Genomic DNA, 14,053 nt, shown 5'->3' on the forward strand with positions numbered 1-14,053 from the left:
TTTGATACACTTAACGATGACACAAAACCGAAATCATCATGACGCTGCACATCCCGGCAGCAGTCATATACCCCACAGTCGGAGGCGCTCGCACATGAAACGACGACACTGGTTGCTCCCCTGCCTGCTCTGGCTCACCACGCCGTCCTGGGCTGATGAAACCTTTGACATGCCGCCTGTCTCGATCACCTGGGCCAGTCCCGACAAGTATCGTGATGTGCGGGCAACAGCCGGGAGCCAGAGCCGTTTTGAGCAACAGGTTTTTGAAACGCTTTCGATTTATTTTCAGGATGCAGCCAAACGCTTTCTGACATCCGAGCAGACCCTGGAAATCACGGTCGTCGACCTGGACCTGGCCGGTGATGTCCGGCTCAATACCAGCGGCCAGCCGCTGCGGATCCTGACCAGTATCTCTTCACCGGCGATTAGCCTGAGCTATCAATTGCTGGAGGGGGAGACCGTCGTCAAATCAGACAAAGTCTGGCTCACGGACCTCAACTATCAGTCCAGCGTCACCGGGCTGGGCCATCGCTCCCCGCTAGTGTATGAAAAAGTGATGATCCAGCGCTGGATTCAAAAGACGTTCCGCGACTGAAATGACTTTTCGCGACTGACCAGATCTCTCGCGGCAGAATACCAGAACGCCGCGTGTGTATCCGGGGCATAAAAAAAACCGCAGCCCCGTCGCTCACGGTCTGCGGTTTTCTGAAGTGTCGGCTGGCGGCTTATCGCGTCGCCATCGCCCCTTTACCCACCCCTTCGTAAGCAACAACTTCCAGGGTTTTGTCAGCCACCAGCGGCTTGACCTGCTCGGCAATATAATGGGCCAGCAGCTCAACCGTGGTATCGGTTTCAAGGATCTCCGTTTCCGCTTTGGCAATCGCCAGCTCAAACTCACCCTGAGGCGCAGTGTAACGGAAACCGTAATGGGTTTGCGGGGTCGCTGCCGCCGCATGCTGGCTTAAATTCAGCTCACTCAGCTCGGCCAGATCTTCCCGGGAGCCCAGGTAAATATCCTGCCAGCGCTGGGCCCATTGCTGCTCCAGTGCCGTATCCCGGTGGCCATCCACCAACAACTCGACCGGCGAACGGTGGCCATGGGCAATGCGCTGGCAGTTGCCGTCATGCTTTTTCAGACCATGGCTGTAATGGTAAAACGCGCCGTCAAGTTGTTCATGGCGCAGCTTCAGCTCCAGCCCCTGAACATTCTCCGGCAGGTTCCCTTTCAGGACCTGATACAGGTGGCGGGTGACCGACTCAATCGTCACCGCCTCGTCTTCAATGAAGCAATACGCCTGATCCGGACAATGCAGGTGAATACTCTTCTCGTCACGCAACAGATCCACCGTGGTATACCCCGGCTGACTGCCCGCAATATGGATCCGGGCATTCTGGGTCGGCACAATCAGGCGGTGATCCACATATATGTCAACCAGTTGCTTGATTTGCTTTTTGACCCGACTGAAATCGAGCACCATGCTCATCTCGTTCAGCTCACCCGACATCACCACATCGAGAATCCAGCTCTCCCCGACCATCCCCCGCTGACCACACAGATATGAGGCGTCAATCACGGTTAGATCTCTGACAAATAGCTTCAAACTGAAGTCCTTATTGATAATCGTTGTCATAAAACCAGAGCGGCATTATACGCAGCTCAAGCTGGTAGTAAACCTATGGACACAACCATCCCTGCGAAGATCGTCCGCTGCGTCAGGCAAGCCGGGCATTACCGACTAAAAACGATAACTCAGTGCGGCGTACATGGACGAAACGCCATTTTGCTGCGATTCAAAGCGAACGGCATTGCCGTTGCTGTCGACCCCGTCCCAGGTTTTAATGTCTGCCGGCAGGCGGGAATGGCGAACGCCCAGCTCCATGGCAAACTGATCCATCACGGTCCAGTTAACCCCAGCCTGGACGCCGAACACGGTTCCGCTGACATCGAACCCGCCATGGAGATCTGATTCTGACTCCACCCAGGCATAACCGAAGTGCAGCCCCACAAACGGCCGAATGTCCTGTCCGTTTCGGAACAGGTAGTCGCCACTGAACAGATGCAGGTTCGCCACCGTTTCATAACTCAGATCATTGGCAAATTCGCTCTCCGAGCGGTGATGCTCATAGCTATAGTACAGTCGGCTCCGACCATCCGGAGAAAAAATCCCGATATCCAACCCGCCGAATCCTTCGCTGCGCGTGGTGTCAGCTTCCTGCTTATTCGTTTCGCTGATCACCAACTGATCGGAGTTACTGATCTGGCTCATGCCGCCTTTCAGACTGGTAAAATACGAATAAGGTGCCTGGGCCGGGGTGGCTGTTGCCTGCGGTTGTGGCGATTGTGCCCAACCGGTCAGAGGAAGCAGGGCCAATACACATCCTGCCGCGACTGTCTTTTTATCCATGATAAACCTGTTCTGTCTCACTTCCGTGGCAACCTCATTCGGAGCGACTGCATTCGAAGCTATCTCACTCGGAGCCATCTCATTTGTGGTCGCCTAATCCGTGGTCGCCGGATTCATGACAACCAAAGCGCGCAAAAATATGGCAGGCACTGCGCCTGCCATACCCCAATTACCGGGTATCTTAATTCATTCGCTATATCAATACTATAATCACACCTCAGTGGTCCTGGGATCAGGATCGCAACCAGCCCAGCGCTTCTAACGGATCGTCAAAATAGCGAATTTCACCCGCCACAAACCAGCTGCCGACCTTGGTCATCACTTCCTGCCAGTGGCTATTGCCGTAAAACGCCACTTTGTTGAACTTCTTGCCGTGTTTCAGACCCAGCTTGAGATCATCCCAGGCCGCCTGCAACTGCCAGCCTTCAAAGTCCGTCCCGTCGACATAGACATTGACGACCGGGCTTTCAATCCCTTCCAGCGCCTCATCCACCATCGGGGTGATTTTTTCGTAATCGGCATGCGTCAGGGTGCCAATCACTTTAAATTCCATAAAGACGACCCCGTTCACCTTTTCAATATCCATTGACAGACCATGTAAGTTACTCATCACACCTCCTCAAACACATCGGTTTCCGGCTGAAATGTGCAAGCCACACGACTCTGTATGCCACATCTTCCGGGTTTCTTTTCAGTGTAATACCAATCAAAGTATGTAAGTGATCAGAAATAGCGCAGGAAAAATGGTTGAGAACAAGGCAGAGTTTTTAGATAAGTAGTTATTCTACAATCAAAAATTCTAACGCAGTTATCGAGCATTTGAACAAGCTAGGATGACCAGTTATTTACTGCGATTGGTATAATACGGATACGGGCAGACAGCGTGGTCCCCGGAAACAACAAAGCCTCCGGCAGGGACTCTGCCGGAGGCTTGACGCATCACGAGATGATATGGCACACCCATTAAGTGACACCGTCACCTAAATTTCAGCGCGGAGCTCTTTTTTCAGGATTTTCCCCGTGGCACTCATCGGCAACTGCTGGCGGATCACCACACTACGCGGGTACTTATAAGATGCGAACTGTGCTTTCCCCCACGCCTGCAACTCGGCTTCTGTGGCAAACGCCCCTTCTTTCAGAACCACATAGGCCCGGATTTCTTCACCGTATTCCTGGTCCGGGATCCCGAGTACAGCCACCATCGACACCGCCGGATGGGTCATGTACACCTCTTCGATCTCACGCGGATAGACGTTGAATCCGCCGCGGATGATCATATCTTTCACCCGATCGACAATATACAAATTGCCCTGCTCGTCATAACGCCCGATATCACCGGTAAAAAACCAGCCGTTGCGCAGGGCCCGTTCGCTCTCTTCCGGCCGGTTCAGATACCCTTTCATCACGTTATGGCCGCGAATTGCCACTTCGCCGTCTTCACCGACAGGCACCGGGTTGCCTTCGAGATCGTACAAACGGATTTCTACCCCCTGGATCGGCTGACCAATTGAGCCCGGGATCCGCTCGCGATCCAAGTGGTTGAAGCACGCCACCGGCGAGGTTTCTGACAAGCCGTAGCCTTCAAGGATCGGCACCCGGAACTGACGCTCAAATACGTGGATCACCTCTTTCGGCATTGATGAGCCGCCGCTGATCGCCACCCGCAAGGAGGAGACATCATGATCGGCAAAGGCATGATTGAGGGCGATATACATAGTCGGCACACCGGCAAACACCGTGACCTGATGCGTTTTGATCAGCTCAAGCACCGTCTGCGGTTCAAATCGCGGCACCAGAACCATGGTCGAACCAGCCAGTACGGCTGCGTTCATATTGACCGTCTGGCCAAAGGAGTGGAACAACGGCAAGGTCACCAAATGGACGTCATCGCCCTGCGCCGCCATCAAATTTTCCGTCACCAGCGCGTTGCAGACCATATTGCTTTGGGTCAGTTCAGCACCTTTAGGCAACCCCGTCGTGCCTGAGGTATACAGGATCACCGCCGTATCTTCCCCGGAGCGGGAAAGGTAATCAAACTCACCCGGCTGATCTTGGATAAAGGCGGAGAACGTCGGTTGCCCGTTATACGACAGCTGGGTTTGATCGGCCGTCATGACGATCATGTGCTCACATGCGTCAACTTGTGCAAAAGCCGCGACGCCGGCAGCCCCCATCGGTAAGGTATCGGTACCTTCAAAGCAGAAATAAAACCTGGCCTGAGCATCTTCCAGGTGGAATTTGATTTCCCGCTCTTTCAGCAAAACATTCAACGGCACGACCACCGCCCCGGCTTTCTGGATCCCGTAATAGATGATGGGGAAAAACGGCAAGTTCGGGCAACTCAGGGCCACGCGGTCCCCCGGCCGGATCCCTTTGGCGACCAATCCGTGGGCAACCTGACTGGCCAGCGCATCAAGCTGAGCATAAGTGAGCCGGGTATCGCCACAGATCACAGCAGGTTTATCCGGTTTACAACTGGCATTTCTTTGCAGCGCGGCAGCAAGATTCATCATAAGTGACTACCTTGTCATTGTTTGAATTTCGTTGAAATACAACTTAAATATCCGCGATATGCGATGATATCCAACCCATAACTAATCAAGCCCGGCCGGGCTGTCAACGGACACTGAGCCGATTGTTAATAATTTGTGATCGATATAACCCCTGTTCATTCAACACTGTGAACTCAAGCCAATGACCAGGATCAGTTATCTGCAATGGGCGGAAAACAGACCCGCTTGCCGCTCGATTGTAAAATCGCAATCTCGCTCGGCTTGCCTTCTTCGTCCAACCTGAGCTCACCGATGGCACTGTAGTTGACCAAACGACGTTTGCCCGGCGTGTCCGGATCCCGCTTCAGGATCTTCATGCGTTTGCGCTTGGTCAGCCAGTTCAACGGCGAGTGCGGGCTATACAGCGCCCGGTCCATCAAATCGCAAAACCGCAGCAACGCCCGGGGGAACTCATTTTTCAGGCCGCTGGAGGTGATCTGGAAAATATTCGGGCTGCAGCGTCGAAAACGGAGCTTGATGTCATAGGCGAAGGAATAATGCACATCACCGGACAAAATCACGAAATTGGTCGGTGTTTTGGTATGGGTGAAAATACTCAGCAACGTATTGGCCGAGCCGGGATGGGCCATCCAGTTTTCAGCATCAACCATCAAGGGCTGGCCCAGCCAACTGACGACCCGCTGCAAGGTCTCGATGAACTTCACCCCGAAAATCGGGGCCGCCGACACAATAATGACCGCCGGCTCGCGGAGCAGGGACTGTTGTAATTCGGTCAGGGCTTCCCAGTCCATCAAGCCAGAGGGCTTGTTCATTTTGGATTCCGAGCGCCAGCGCCGGGTTCGGGTATCCAACACCAGCATTTTTGGTGTGGTGTCGATGGTATAGTGCCATTGTTCGAACCGGTACAGCGCGTCAATGAAGCGATCCTGGTGCGCAGCTGTCGGCTCGGCAAAGAAGGTCGTCGCCAGCGCCATAAATTCATCATCAAACGAGGCCGGATCATTGCCCCAGCCCTGGCAAAGCCAGTAACTGAGCAGACCGTTGCCAATGATCCGCCGCGCCAGCGGATGACCGTAAGCTGCTTTTTCCCACCCCACCGTCAGGTTCCAGTCATCCGTGACATCATGATCATCAAAAATCATGTAGGTCGGAATATGTGCCATCAGGCGCTGAACCTGGGGTAAACCGTCGACAAACGCGTCGATATGCGTTTTTTCTTCCTGCCAGTGCTGCTGCCACTTCTTGGCCAGCACCTCGCCGCCCCAGCGGAAGCCGCCTTGCTGCAATCGCGACCGGTTCGTCAGTTGCCACAGCAGCGGCGACCAGACCAGTAGGTACATGGCGAAAAACTCACTCAGCCCCATCAGGTGATTTTCATTTTCCCGCGAACTGAATACCGGTCGGCTGCGATGGGGCAGCCATTTCATCAGCGGGTGGTCGTCCGACAACCCGTAGCCGCTGTCGACATATTGCGGCAGAATTTTATCGCGGCCATAAAAGTTATACGGATGCTCATACAGGGCAGCAGTATCGGTCACCGGTCCATCAGGAAACGTCTCATTTGGTAACCCCAGCAGGGCAATCACCTGCTGGATCACATCCAGCGTTGGTCCGGCAACGTGATCGGCGTAGATCTGATCGCCGCTCATCATCAACAACGCCGGCCGATCGGCAATGGCAAGGGCTGAAACTTTTTCATCCGCGGCGACCAGACTGTCCCGGCTCGGATGATGGGGATTGCGACAGGAGCCGTGCATCACGTAATCCGCCCGGCGTTTAATGATCAAAGACAAACGCTGCGCCTGCGGATACAGCAGCGTAGGCACCAGCGCCGTCACCTCGCCGTCCTGGGTCTGCAACTGGTATTCCAGAGGCGTTTCCACCGGAAAATCCCCGCGAAACGTGGCCTGGACGATCCAGGCAGACTGACCTATCTGCAGCTGCGAGGCCTCACTGAGCGCCGCCCGATAAAACGGTTCTGCCTCTCCCGGCAGGTAAAGAGAAAATTGTCCCTGCAACGGCGCTGTTGTCGCCAGCCAGATCGTCAGCTCTGATGCCGTGCATTTTCGCAACACCGGTCCGGCCAGAATCAGCGGTAAGGATGGCACAGAATTTTCACAAGATTGCATGACAGGCAATGGTGACTCCTTTGAGGTTTGATAAAGGCATCATACCGCATCAGCTTCCTCTTTTTGCTAAGAAAACGTCAGGTTACAAACGGCCGCTGTGGTGGGGAAACATCTCCCGCAGCGCGTCATACATCCAGGTCATCACGGTGCCTTTGCCCTGATCCCGGCGCTTGACGACCCCCATTTCAACCAACACTGAGTCCGGAATATGCTCGGTCGACAGCTCCACCAATGCATCGGCATACCACGCCTCCCGGGCGACATGTTCCGGGATCAGCGCCCAGCCGAGCCCGCGGATCACCAGCGCAGTGATGTAATAGTAACTGTCGATGTGCCAGTGATTGGGTGAAATCGGCCGGGCCGGCACTTCCCCCATCCGATCCCGGATCACCAGTTGGCGATACGCATGCAGCTCAGTCAGAGTCGGCGTCGGTCGGGCCGCCAGCGGATGGTCCGTAGCCACCACCAGCGCCTGATGAAACTGGCCAATCGGCATGAATTCCAGATTTTCCGGCGGCGGCTTCAGGCGGAATAAAATCCCGAGATCAGCCCGCTGCTCACTCACCCAGCGGGCAATATCGTCCTGAGAGCCATTGATGATGGTCAGTTTCAACAGCGGGAAACGCTCAGCGACCCGCAGGAAAAAGTTCTCGAACGTGGTAATGGGCACCGCTTCATCCATCGCGACAGTTAAAGACATCTCCTCACCGGTTGTGGCCGTCATCGCCCGGGACTGCATGCGCTGACACTGGGCCAGCACGGCCTGCGCTTCAATCAGCATCTCCCGCCCCTGCGGGGTCAGCACCGGCAGCCGGGCACTGCGGTCAAACAGGTCAAAGCCAAGATCAATTTCCAGATTGGTGATCGCCGTACTGATCCGAGACTGTGCCTTGCCGATCTGTCGCGCCGCCGCGGAAAATGAACCGCATTGCGCCGCGGCCGCAAAAGCTTCCAATTGATCCAAGGTCCAATTCATGTGCGTCTCTCTGTTCTCATCTTGTCATACGCAATCAATACACAATCAATGCGCCATATTCACCCGCTAGCTCAACCCAGCGGCTCTGCCTGACAGAGCTGTGCCGGATCTATCCGCCAATCTATCCGCTAATCTATCCGTCAATCTATCCGTCAATCTATCCACTAATCTATCCGAATAGCGGATGGATACTAACTTTAATCAATCCGTATTGCGTACATAATGTCGCACATTCCTGCTTTAAGACACAAGATGATGCAACAGCTAAATAACACAACACATTCCGTGCGCCGGACCTTCTGGCGCTACACCCTTCCTTCCGTCGCCGCGATGCTGGTCAATGGCTTATATCAGGTCGTGGACGGGATCTTTGTCGGTCACTATGTCGGGGCGGACGGTCTGGCCGGCATCAACATGGCCTGGCCGATTGTCAGCCTCTTGATCGGATTGGGCTTGTTGGTCGGCCTGGGATCAGGCAGCCTGATTTCCATCGCTCGGGGGGAAGGCGCGACGCAAATAGCCCGGACGACCCTGTCAACCGGCCTGGGCTTGATGGTTTTGCTCGGGGGGCTCATGATGGTTCTGATCGCAGCATTCGGCCCGGCCCTGATGATGGCCCAGGGCGCAACCGGCGCAGTGCTGCTCCAGGGCATCGAATATATCGACATTTTCGCCTGGGGCGCGGTCTTCACCATTGCCGCCGGTGCCCTGCCGATGCTGGTGCGAAATGATGACAGTCCAAACCTGTCGACGGGGATCATGTGTCTCGGCGCCGGGCTCAACATCCTGCTGGACTACCTGTTGATTGGGGTCATGGCGCAAGGGCTGGCCGGGGCTGCTCTCGCCACCATCCTGTCTCAAAGTGCCGTCAGCCTGATTGCCCTGGGTTATTTCTTTTCATCCTGGAGTGCGTTGCAACTGACCTGGCGGAGCCTGTCTTTTCGCGCTTCGCTGGCACTGAAGTCCATCGGATTGGGCATGTCCGTCCTGTGCATGTACGCCTACTTCGGTTTTGTGGTCGCGGTGCACAACCGGTTATTTATGGACTATGGCACCACCACACATGTTGGTGCATTTGCGGTCATCGGTTACCTGATGGCAATCTATTACCTGCTGGCAGAAGGGATTGCCGGCGGAATGCAACCGCCCATCAGCTATTATGTCGGCGCGCGGCAAGTGGCCTCAATCAAAACCACCTTGCTGCTGGCGATCAAGGTCACGGTACTGACCGGCCTGGGCTTTGTCGCTGTGTTCAACTTATTGCCGGAAACCATCCTGGGTTTGTTTATCCAGAACGATCCGGCCCTGATGGACACCGCAGTACACGGCCTGAAGCTTCATTTGTTCGCCCTGTATCTCGACGGTTTCCTGGCGCTGGCTTCCGTGTACTTCATGGCGGTGAATCAAGGCGGCAAAGCACTCGCGATTTCGGTCGGTAATATGCTGATTCAACTGCCTTTCCTCTACCTGCTGCCGCAATGGTTTGGCCTGGACGGGATATGGCTCAGCATGCCGCTTTCCAATGTCGTACTGTTTGCAGTGGTGGCGCCAATGGTATGGCTGGATATCAACCAAAGGCAGCAGCTACGCCGCCCGGCCAGCGTTTAACAACCGTCACTGCGGTTCCCGTCATTTCCCACCCCAAGGGAAGTGACGGGCTGTAGTCATACGTTTTCCGCTCTAACCTAACCCTTCCAAACAAGATTAAGAATGATTATTATTAACTATCAGGGGTCGGCGCCGTTAAAACAGATCCAAGCCTTTGGTGCTCCCATATTCAGAAACCGCAAAATAAGGCAGCCTGATCCTGCCACTTTACAATGTAAATACAATGAATCAAACACTGGCATATCAGCGCTTATTTCAACTCACAGAGCAGTTCATTCCGATCATGAAGGGAGAGCTGGACGTGGTGGGCGCGCCGGACATCCAATCGGAGACGAATCAGGATTTTCAGCAGCAGGGTCTTCAGAAAAATCGGCCGAAAATCATTGCCGGGAAGGCTGAAACCGACGCGCATTTTCAGGCAATCTATCAATTCTGGGAAGCAACGCATCCGGAAGCCGGCCATCCGTATTGGCTAACCCGAAGCTGGCTGATGAGCATCTGGCAACCGGTCTACCTGGCCGTGTTCAGTGTCTATCTGCTGAAAGCAGTGCCGAACCTGCAAAACATGACCCAGCACTATGCCGAAGGCGTGGTCGCCGGATATCGCCTGGCACCGGAGGGGATTACTGAAGGGAATGACCGCCAGCTGATCCAAACTGCCTGCGCGCACCTGATCACTCTGGTAAATCAATTCCAGCACCACTTTAACGTTTTTACCCGGCTCCGCCCGGGCATGACCCGCCCCCTGCTGGCGGACAACATTCTGGAAGCGCTGGCCACGCTGGCCAATCACTTCCCCGATACCGCCCCAGATGACTTAAAAAACCATGCCCGGTTATGGCTGACCGAGCTGGCGCTGGCATCACGCCATCTGGACAGTCTGAGCCAAATCGCGCCACAACAGCACGATAATTCGCCATGTTGGCAAGTGGCGCGGATCAGCTGCTGTATGCATTATCGTCGCCATGACGGCAAGCTCTGCGCCAACTGCCCGCGCGCAGCCAAGCGGAGCAAACAGGATACGGGTAGAAACAACCGCTAATACCTGAAAATAAAAAATCCCCCGGGCCGGAGAAACCGTGACCCGGGGGCAAAAAGCACATCGAATTACTTGTTCACCTCACACGCCTGCGCTGCAGGCTGCGCAGATGCTTCAGCGGTGCCCTGAGCGGCGTTTTTTGCCGCCTGGCGTTTGTCCTTAAGCGCGGTAAATACCGGCAACATCAGCGCTAGCACTGCAAAGATCATGATGCTCAACGTCAGCGGACGCTCCCACAGGAAAGCGTAGCTGCCATCGGACAGCGTCAGGGATCGGCTCAGGTTCTTCTCCAGAATGTCACCGAGAATAAAGCCCAGCAGCATCGGGGCCATCGGGAAGTTCAGCAACTTCAGGAAAGTCGCAATCACCGTAATGATCACCATCATCTGAATATCAAAGGCATTGAAGCTGACCAGATACACACCGGTGATCGAGAAGAACAGAATCAAGGGGATCAGGATCGGACGCGGGATCACCAGCAGACGCGAAATATACGGGATCAGCGGCAGATTCAGGATCAGCAGCACAATGTTGCCGAAATACATTGAGATAATCACCGACCAGAACACATCCGGGTGATCGACGAACAGGCGCGGACCGGGCTGAATACCGTACGCAATCAGCGCCCCCAGCATGATCGCCGTGGTGCCGGAACCCGGGATCCCCAAGGTCAGCAACGGCACAAACGAACCGGTCGAGGCGGCGTTATTGGCTGATTCCGGCGCCGCGAGACCGCGCAAGGCACCCTTGCCGAATTTCGCTTTCTCCGCCTTTGGTGCCAGGTTGCGCTCCATCCCATAACTTAAAAATGAGGCGATGGTTGCACCGGCGCCCGGCAGGACGCCCACCAGAAAACCGAAAAACGAAGAGCGGGTGATCGTCGGAGCCACATGCTTCACTTCGTCTTTGCTCAGCTTCATGCTGCCCAGCGAGTCCATATCCATCTGCGGCTCAGCTTCTTTGTGCTCACCACGCAAGACGGTCATCACCACCTCGGTCAGGGCAAAGGTCGCCATCGCCAGCAGCAGGAAGCTGATCCCGTCGATCAAATCCACATTGCCGAAGGTAAAGCGCGGACTGCCGGACATCACATCAATCCCGACCGTCGCAATCATCAGGCCGAAGACCGTCATCATCATCGCCTTGAGCACCTGGCCTTTGCCGGAAAATGCCGCTACGGCAGTCAAGCCCAGCACCATCAAGGCAAAGTAATCACTGGACTGAAAACTGAGCGACACTTTTGCCAGCGCCGGAGCTGCAAACAACAACACAATCGCCCCGATAGTCCCGCCGGTAAACGAAGAGTACGCGGCCAGCGCCAGCGCCTTACCGGCCTGCTTCTGCTGGGCCAACGGGTAGCCGTCAAACGCGGTGACCACAGTACTGGCACAACCCGGTGCATTGATCAGGATCGACGAGGTCGAGCCGCCGAAAATGGCGCCATAATAAACCCCGGCCATCAGGATGATCCCGGAAGACGGGTCCAGACCATAAGTGATCGGGATCATCAGTGCGATGGCAGAAATGGGGCCCAGACCGGGCAGCATGCCGATGAAGGTTCCGGCGAAACAGCCGACAATCACCATCAGCAGATTAAAGGGCATCACCGCTGTACTCAGCCCCGACAAAATTCCATCAAACATTGCTTATCCTCCGATGATCGCGCTGAACAGACGACCGGGCGCTAAATAGATATCCAGCAACTGCGTCAGGACGAACCAGAACCCGACCGCAAAAGGCACGGACGCCAGCAGCAGAATTTTGGGCCGCCGCTCTCCCAGCAGCCAGTAGCCGCCGCACAGAAACAACGCTGTCGCGATCAGAAACCCGACCCACTCCAGCGAAAGGGCAAATGCCACCATCAGCAGCAACAACTTGCCCACCAGGAAGAAGTCGTAGCCACTCAGTGACAAACGATCATGGCTCGCCCGACTCGCCGTAACCAACTGGCACACCGAAAACAGGATCCCGAGCCCCGCCAGTGCGGTCGGCAAGGTTCTGGCATGAAACGGTTCATATTCATCACCGGGAAATAGCACAATCTGATTTGCGTAGTAGCCGTAGGCGACGGAAAAGCACAAAAACACCAAACCACCGATGTGATCTTTGGTTACCGTCATGAGTGAGTCCTCACATTACTTGTTCATTCAGGAAAAAAAGAAAGCGCAGGGCGGCGACTGACCCTCTGCGCTTGAAGGGATTAATTCAAAAAGCCGAGCTCTTTCATCAGGCTGCCAATCTCTTTTTCCTGCTGCTCCAGAAAGGCTTCAAACTCTTTACCCGGCTTATAGATTTCGGTCCAGCCGTAGCGATCGCGCACGGCAGCCCAGGCCTCGGTGTTGTACATTTTTTCAAGAACTTCGGCATACTCGGCGGCACGTTCGTCGCTGATTTCCGGTGAGCCGAAGAAACCGCGCCAGTTAACGAACGTCGCATCATAGCCCAGCTCTTGCAGCGTCGGGACGTCCGGGGCAGCGGTTGAGCGCTTGTCACCCGTCATCGCCAGGATCCGGACCTCGCCTGCTTCCGCCAACACCAGGGCTTCACTCAGGCCGGTCGACAGCACCTGCGTTTCCCCCGACAACAGACCCGCCATCGCCTTACCGCCGGCATCGTAGGCCAGATATTTCACCCGGCGCGGATCCCCACCAGCCGCTTTGAAGGCCAGCGCGGCGACCAGATGGTCCATACTGCCTCGAGCAGAGCCACCCGCGACCGACACAGAGCGCGGATCCTTTTTATAGTCATCAACCAGTTGCGTAAAGCTTTGGTATTTCGAATCTTTCGCCACCACAAATGCAGCATAATCACCCACGGTGGCAGCAATCGGTGTCAGATCGCGGAACGATTGCGGAAAAACTTTGGCAAGAGAGCGGATCACAATCGGCGTCGAGTTCACCATCAGCGTATCCTGGGACTGCTCAGCGGTTTTGATCAAATAAGCAATGGCTTTCCCGCCGCCGCCACCAGACATATTTTCATAGGAGACTTGCTCCACTAGCTCCGATTTAGACAAGGCTTCGCCAATCCCGCGCGCTGTGCTGTCCCAGCCACCCCCTGCGCCGCCCGGCACCAAGAAATGTACCGAATCTACACTGGCCTGCGTCCCGAAGCTGAGAGCAGAGGCCACCACAGCCGCGAGTACCGAAACACGTTGACGGGAAATAAACTGAGTAAGCATAAGGGTTCCTCATGAATAGTTGTTGGTTCCTTCATAAAGAACAGTAATTCGCCGGATGAATGTTTAAAAGATTGTAAAAATAGTGTGAATAACGAGCATTTTGGCTGTTTTGTTCATATTGTTCACTGCAAGAAAAAAGTAACACGGGTAGACTATCCCCACGATGACACCGAAGGTGAAAGGAGTTCACCACCACCATGCG

The 14,053-nt window shown here is 55.0% G+C and carries 12 protein-coding genes; 3 read left to right on the forward strand and 9 right to left on the reverse strand.

Features of this window, described 5'->3' with window-relative positions:
• Positions 1–94: 94 nt before the first annotated feature.
• Positions 95–595, forward strand: coding sequence for a DUF3016 domain-containing protein (locus NH461_RS22435; protein WP_261603184.1), 501 nt, complete (start codon positions 95–97; stop codon positions 593–595).
• Between the two features lie 130 nt (positions 596–725).
• Here the strand turns inward: NH461_RS22435 and NH461_RS22440 are convergent, their stop codons facing one another.
• The 6 genes from NH461_RS22440 to NH461_RS22465 all read right to left on the reverse strand — a co-directional run bounded on the left by NH461_RS22440 (position 726) and on the right by NH461_RS22465 (position 8,023).
• Positions 726–1,601: a 6-carboxytetrahydropterin synthase gene (locus NH461_RS22440; RefSeq protein ID WP_261603185.1), complete on the reverse strand. Its 876-nt coding sequence runs from the start codon at positions 1,599–1,601 to the stop codon at positions 726–728.
• 135 nt (positions 1,602–1,736) lie between these two features.
• Complete coding sequence (locus NH461_RS22445) at positions 1,737–2,405, reverse strand: outer membrane protein (RefSeq protein WP_261603186.1); 669 nt, start codon at positions 2,403–2,405, stop codon at positions 1,737–1,739.
• 232 nt (positions 2,406–2,637) lie between these two features.
• Positions 2,638–3,015, reverse strand: coding sequence for an STAS/SEC14 domain-containing protein (locus tag NH461_RS22450; RefSeq protein ID WP_261603187.1), 378 nt, complete (start codon positions 3,013–3,015; stop codon positions 2,638–2,640).
• 370 nt (positions 3,016–3,385) lie between these two features.
• A complete protein-coding gene (locus NH461_RS22455; RefSeq protein ID WP_261603188.1) occupies positions 3,386–4,918 on the reverse strand; it encodes a long-chain-fatty-acid--CoA ligase in 1,533 nt (510 codons plus the stop codon).
• 191 nt (positions 4,919–5,109) lie between these two features.
• The gene (locus NH461_RS22460) at positions 5,110–7,047 is read right to left on the reverse strand and encodes an alkaline phosphatase D family protein (protein ID WP_261604610.1); all 1,938 of its coding nucleotides are present in this window, start codon (positions 7,045–7,047) and stop codon (positions 5,110–5,112) included.
• A gap of 82 nt (positions 7,048–7,129) precedes the next feature.
• Positions 7,130–8,023, reverse strand: coding sequence for a LysR family transcriptional regulator (locus tag NH461_RS22465; RefSeq protein ID WP_261603189.1), 894 nt, complete (start codon positions 8,021–8,023; stop codon positions 7,130–7,132).
• 252 nt (positions 8,024–8,275) lie between these two features.
• Here NH461_RS22465 and NH461_RS22470 point away from each other — a divergent pair, with 252 nt between their 5' ends.
• Both NH461_RS22470 and NH461_RS22475 read left to right on the forward strand, forming a co-directional pair.
• Positions 8,276–9,631, forward strand: a complete 1,356-nt coding sequence (locus tag NH461_RS22470; RefSeq protein ID WP_261603190.1) for an MATE family efflux transporter — start codon at positions 8,276–8,278, stop codon at positions 9,629–9,631.
• A gap of 223 nt (positions 9,632–9,854) precedes the next feature.
• On the forward strand, positions 9,855–10,673 hold the full coding sequence (locus tag NH461_RS22475; protein ID WP_261603191.1) for a siderophore ferric iron reductase: 819 nt from the start codon (positions 9,855–9,857) through the stop codon (positions 10,671–10,673).
• A 65-nt stretch (positions 10,674–10,738) separates the two neighbouring features.
• On the opposite strand, the gene NH461_RS22480 is transcribed toward NH461_RS22475, so the two are convergent.
• The 3 genes from NH461_RS22480 to NH461_RS22490 form a co-directional block, all read right to left on the reverse strand.
• Positions 10,739–12,313: a tripartite tricarboxylate transporter permease gene (locus NH461_RS22480; RefSeq protein ID WP_261603192.1), complete on the reverse strand. Its 1,575-nt coding sequence runs from the start codon at positions 12,311–12,313 to the stop codon at positions 10,739–10,741.
• Positions 12,314–12,316: 3 nt separating this feature from the next.
• A complete protein-coding gene (locus NH461_RS22485) occupies positions 12,317–12,790 on the reverse strand; it encodes a tripartite tricarboxylate transporter TctB family protein (protein ID WP_261603193.1) in 474 nt (157 codons plus the stop codon).
• Positions 12,791–12,870: 80 nt separating this feature from the next.
• Complete coding sequence (locus NH461_RS22490) at positions 12,871–13,851, reverse strand: tripartite tricarboxylate transporter substrate binding protein (RefSeq protein ID WP_261603194.1); 981 nt, start codon at positions 13,849–13,851, stop codon at positions 12,871–12,873.
• Between the last annotated feature and the right edge of the window lie 202 nt (positions 13,852–14,053).

It is taken from the genome of Photobacterium sp. TY1-4 (assembly GCF_025398175.1).
Lineage (GTDB): Bacteria > Pseudomonadota > Gammaproteobacteria > Enterobacterales > Vibrionaceae > Photobacterium.

Excerpts from the sequence above, each read along its gene's own strand:
- NH461_RS22490 (WP_261603194.1), bottom strand. The coding sequence starts at position 13,851 with ATGCTTACTCAGTTTATTTCCCGTCAACGTGTTTCGGTACTCGCGGCT.
- NH461_RS22445 (WP_261603186.1), bottom strand. The coding sequence starts at position 2,405 with ATGGATAAAAAGACAGTCGCGGCAGGATGTGTATTGGCCCTGCTTCCT.
- NH461_RS22460 (WP_261604610.1), bottom strand. The coding sequence starts at position 7,047 with ATGCAATCTTGTGAAAATTCTGTGCCATCCTTACCGCTGATTCTGGCC.
- NH461_RS22480 (WP_261603192.1), bottom strand. The coding sequence starts at position 12,313 with ATGTTTGATGGAATTTTGTCGGGGCTGAGTACAGCGGTGATGCCCTTT.
- NH461_RS22465 (WP_261603189.1), bottom strand. The coding sequence starts at position 8,023 with ATGAATTGGACCTTGGATCAATTGGAAGCTTTTGCGGCCGCGGCGCAA.
- NH461_RS22435 (WP_261603184.1), top strand. The coding sequence starts at position 95 with ATGAAACGACGACACTGGTTGCTCCCCTGCCTGCTCTGGCTCACCACG.
- NH461_RS22475 (WP_261603191.1), top strand. The coding sequence starts at position 9,855 with ATGAATCAAACACTGGCATATCAGCGCTTATTTCAACTCACAGAGCAG.
- NH461_RS22485 (WP_261603193.1), bottom strand. The coding sequence starts at position 12,790 with ATGACGGTAACCAAAGATCACATCGGTGGTTTGGTGTTTTTGTGCTTT.
- NH461_RS22470 (WP_261603190.1), top strand. The coding sequence starts at position 8,276 with ATGATGCAACAGCTAAATAACACAACACATTCCGTGCGCCGGACCTTC.
- NH461_RS22450 (WP_261603187.1), bottom strand. The coding sequence starts at position 3,015 with ATGAGTAACTTACATGGTCTGTCAATGGATATTGAAAAGGTGAACGGG.
- NH461_RS22455 (WP_261603188.1), bottom strand. The coding sequence starts at position 4,918 with ATGATGAATCTTGCTGCCGCGCTGCAAAGAAATGCCAGTTGTAAACCG.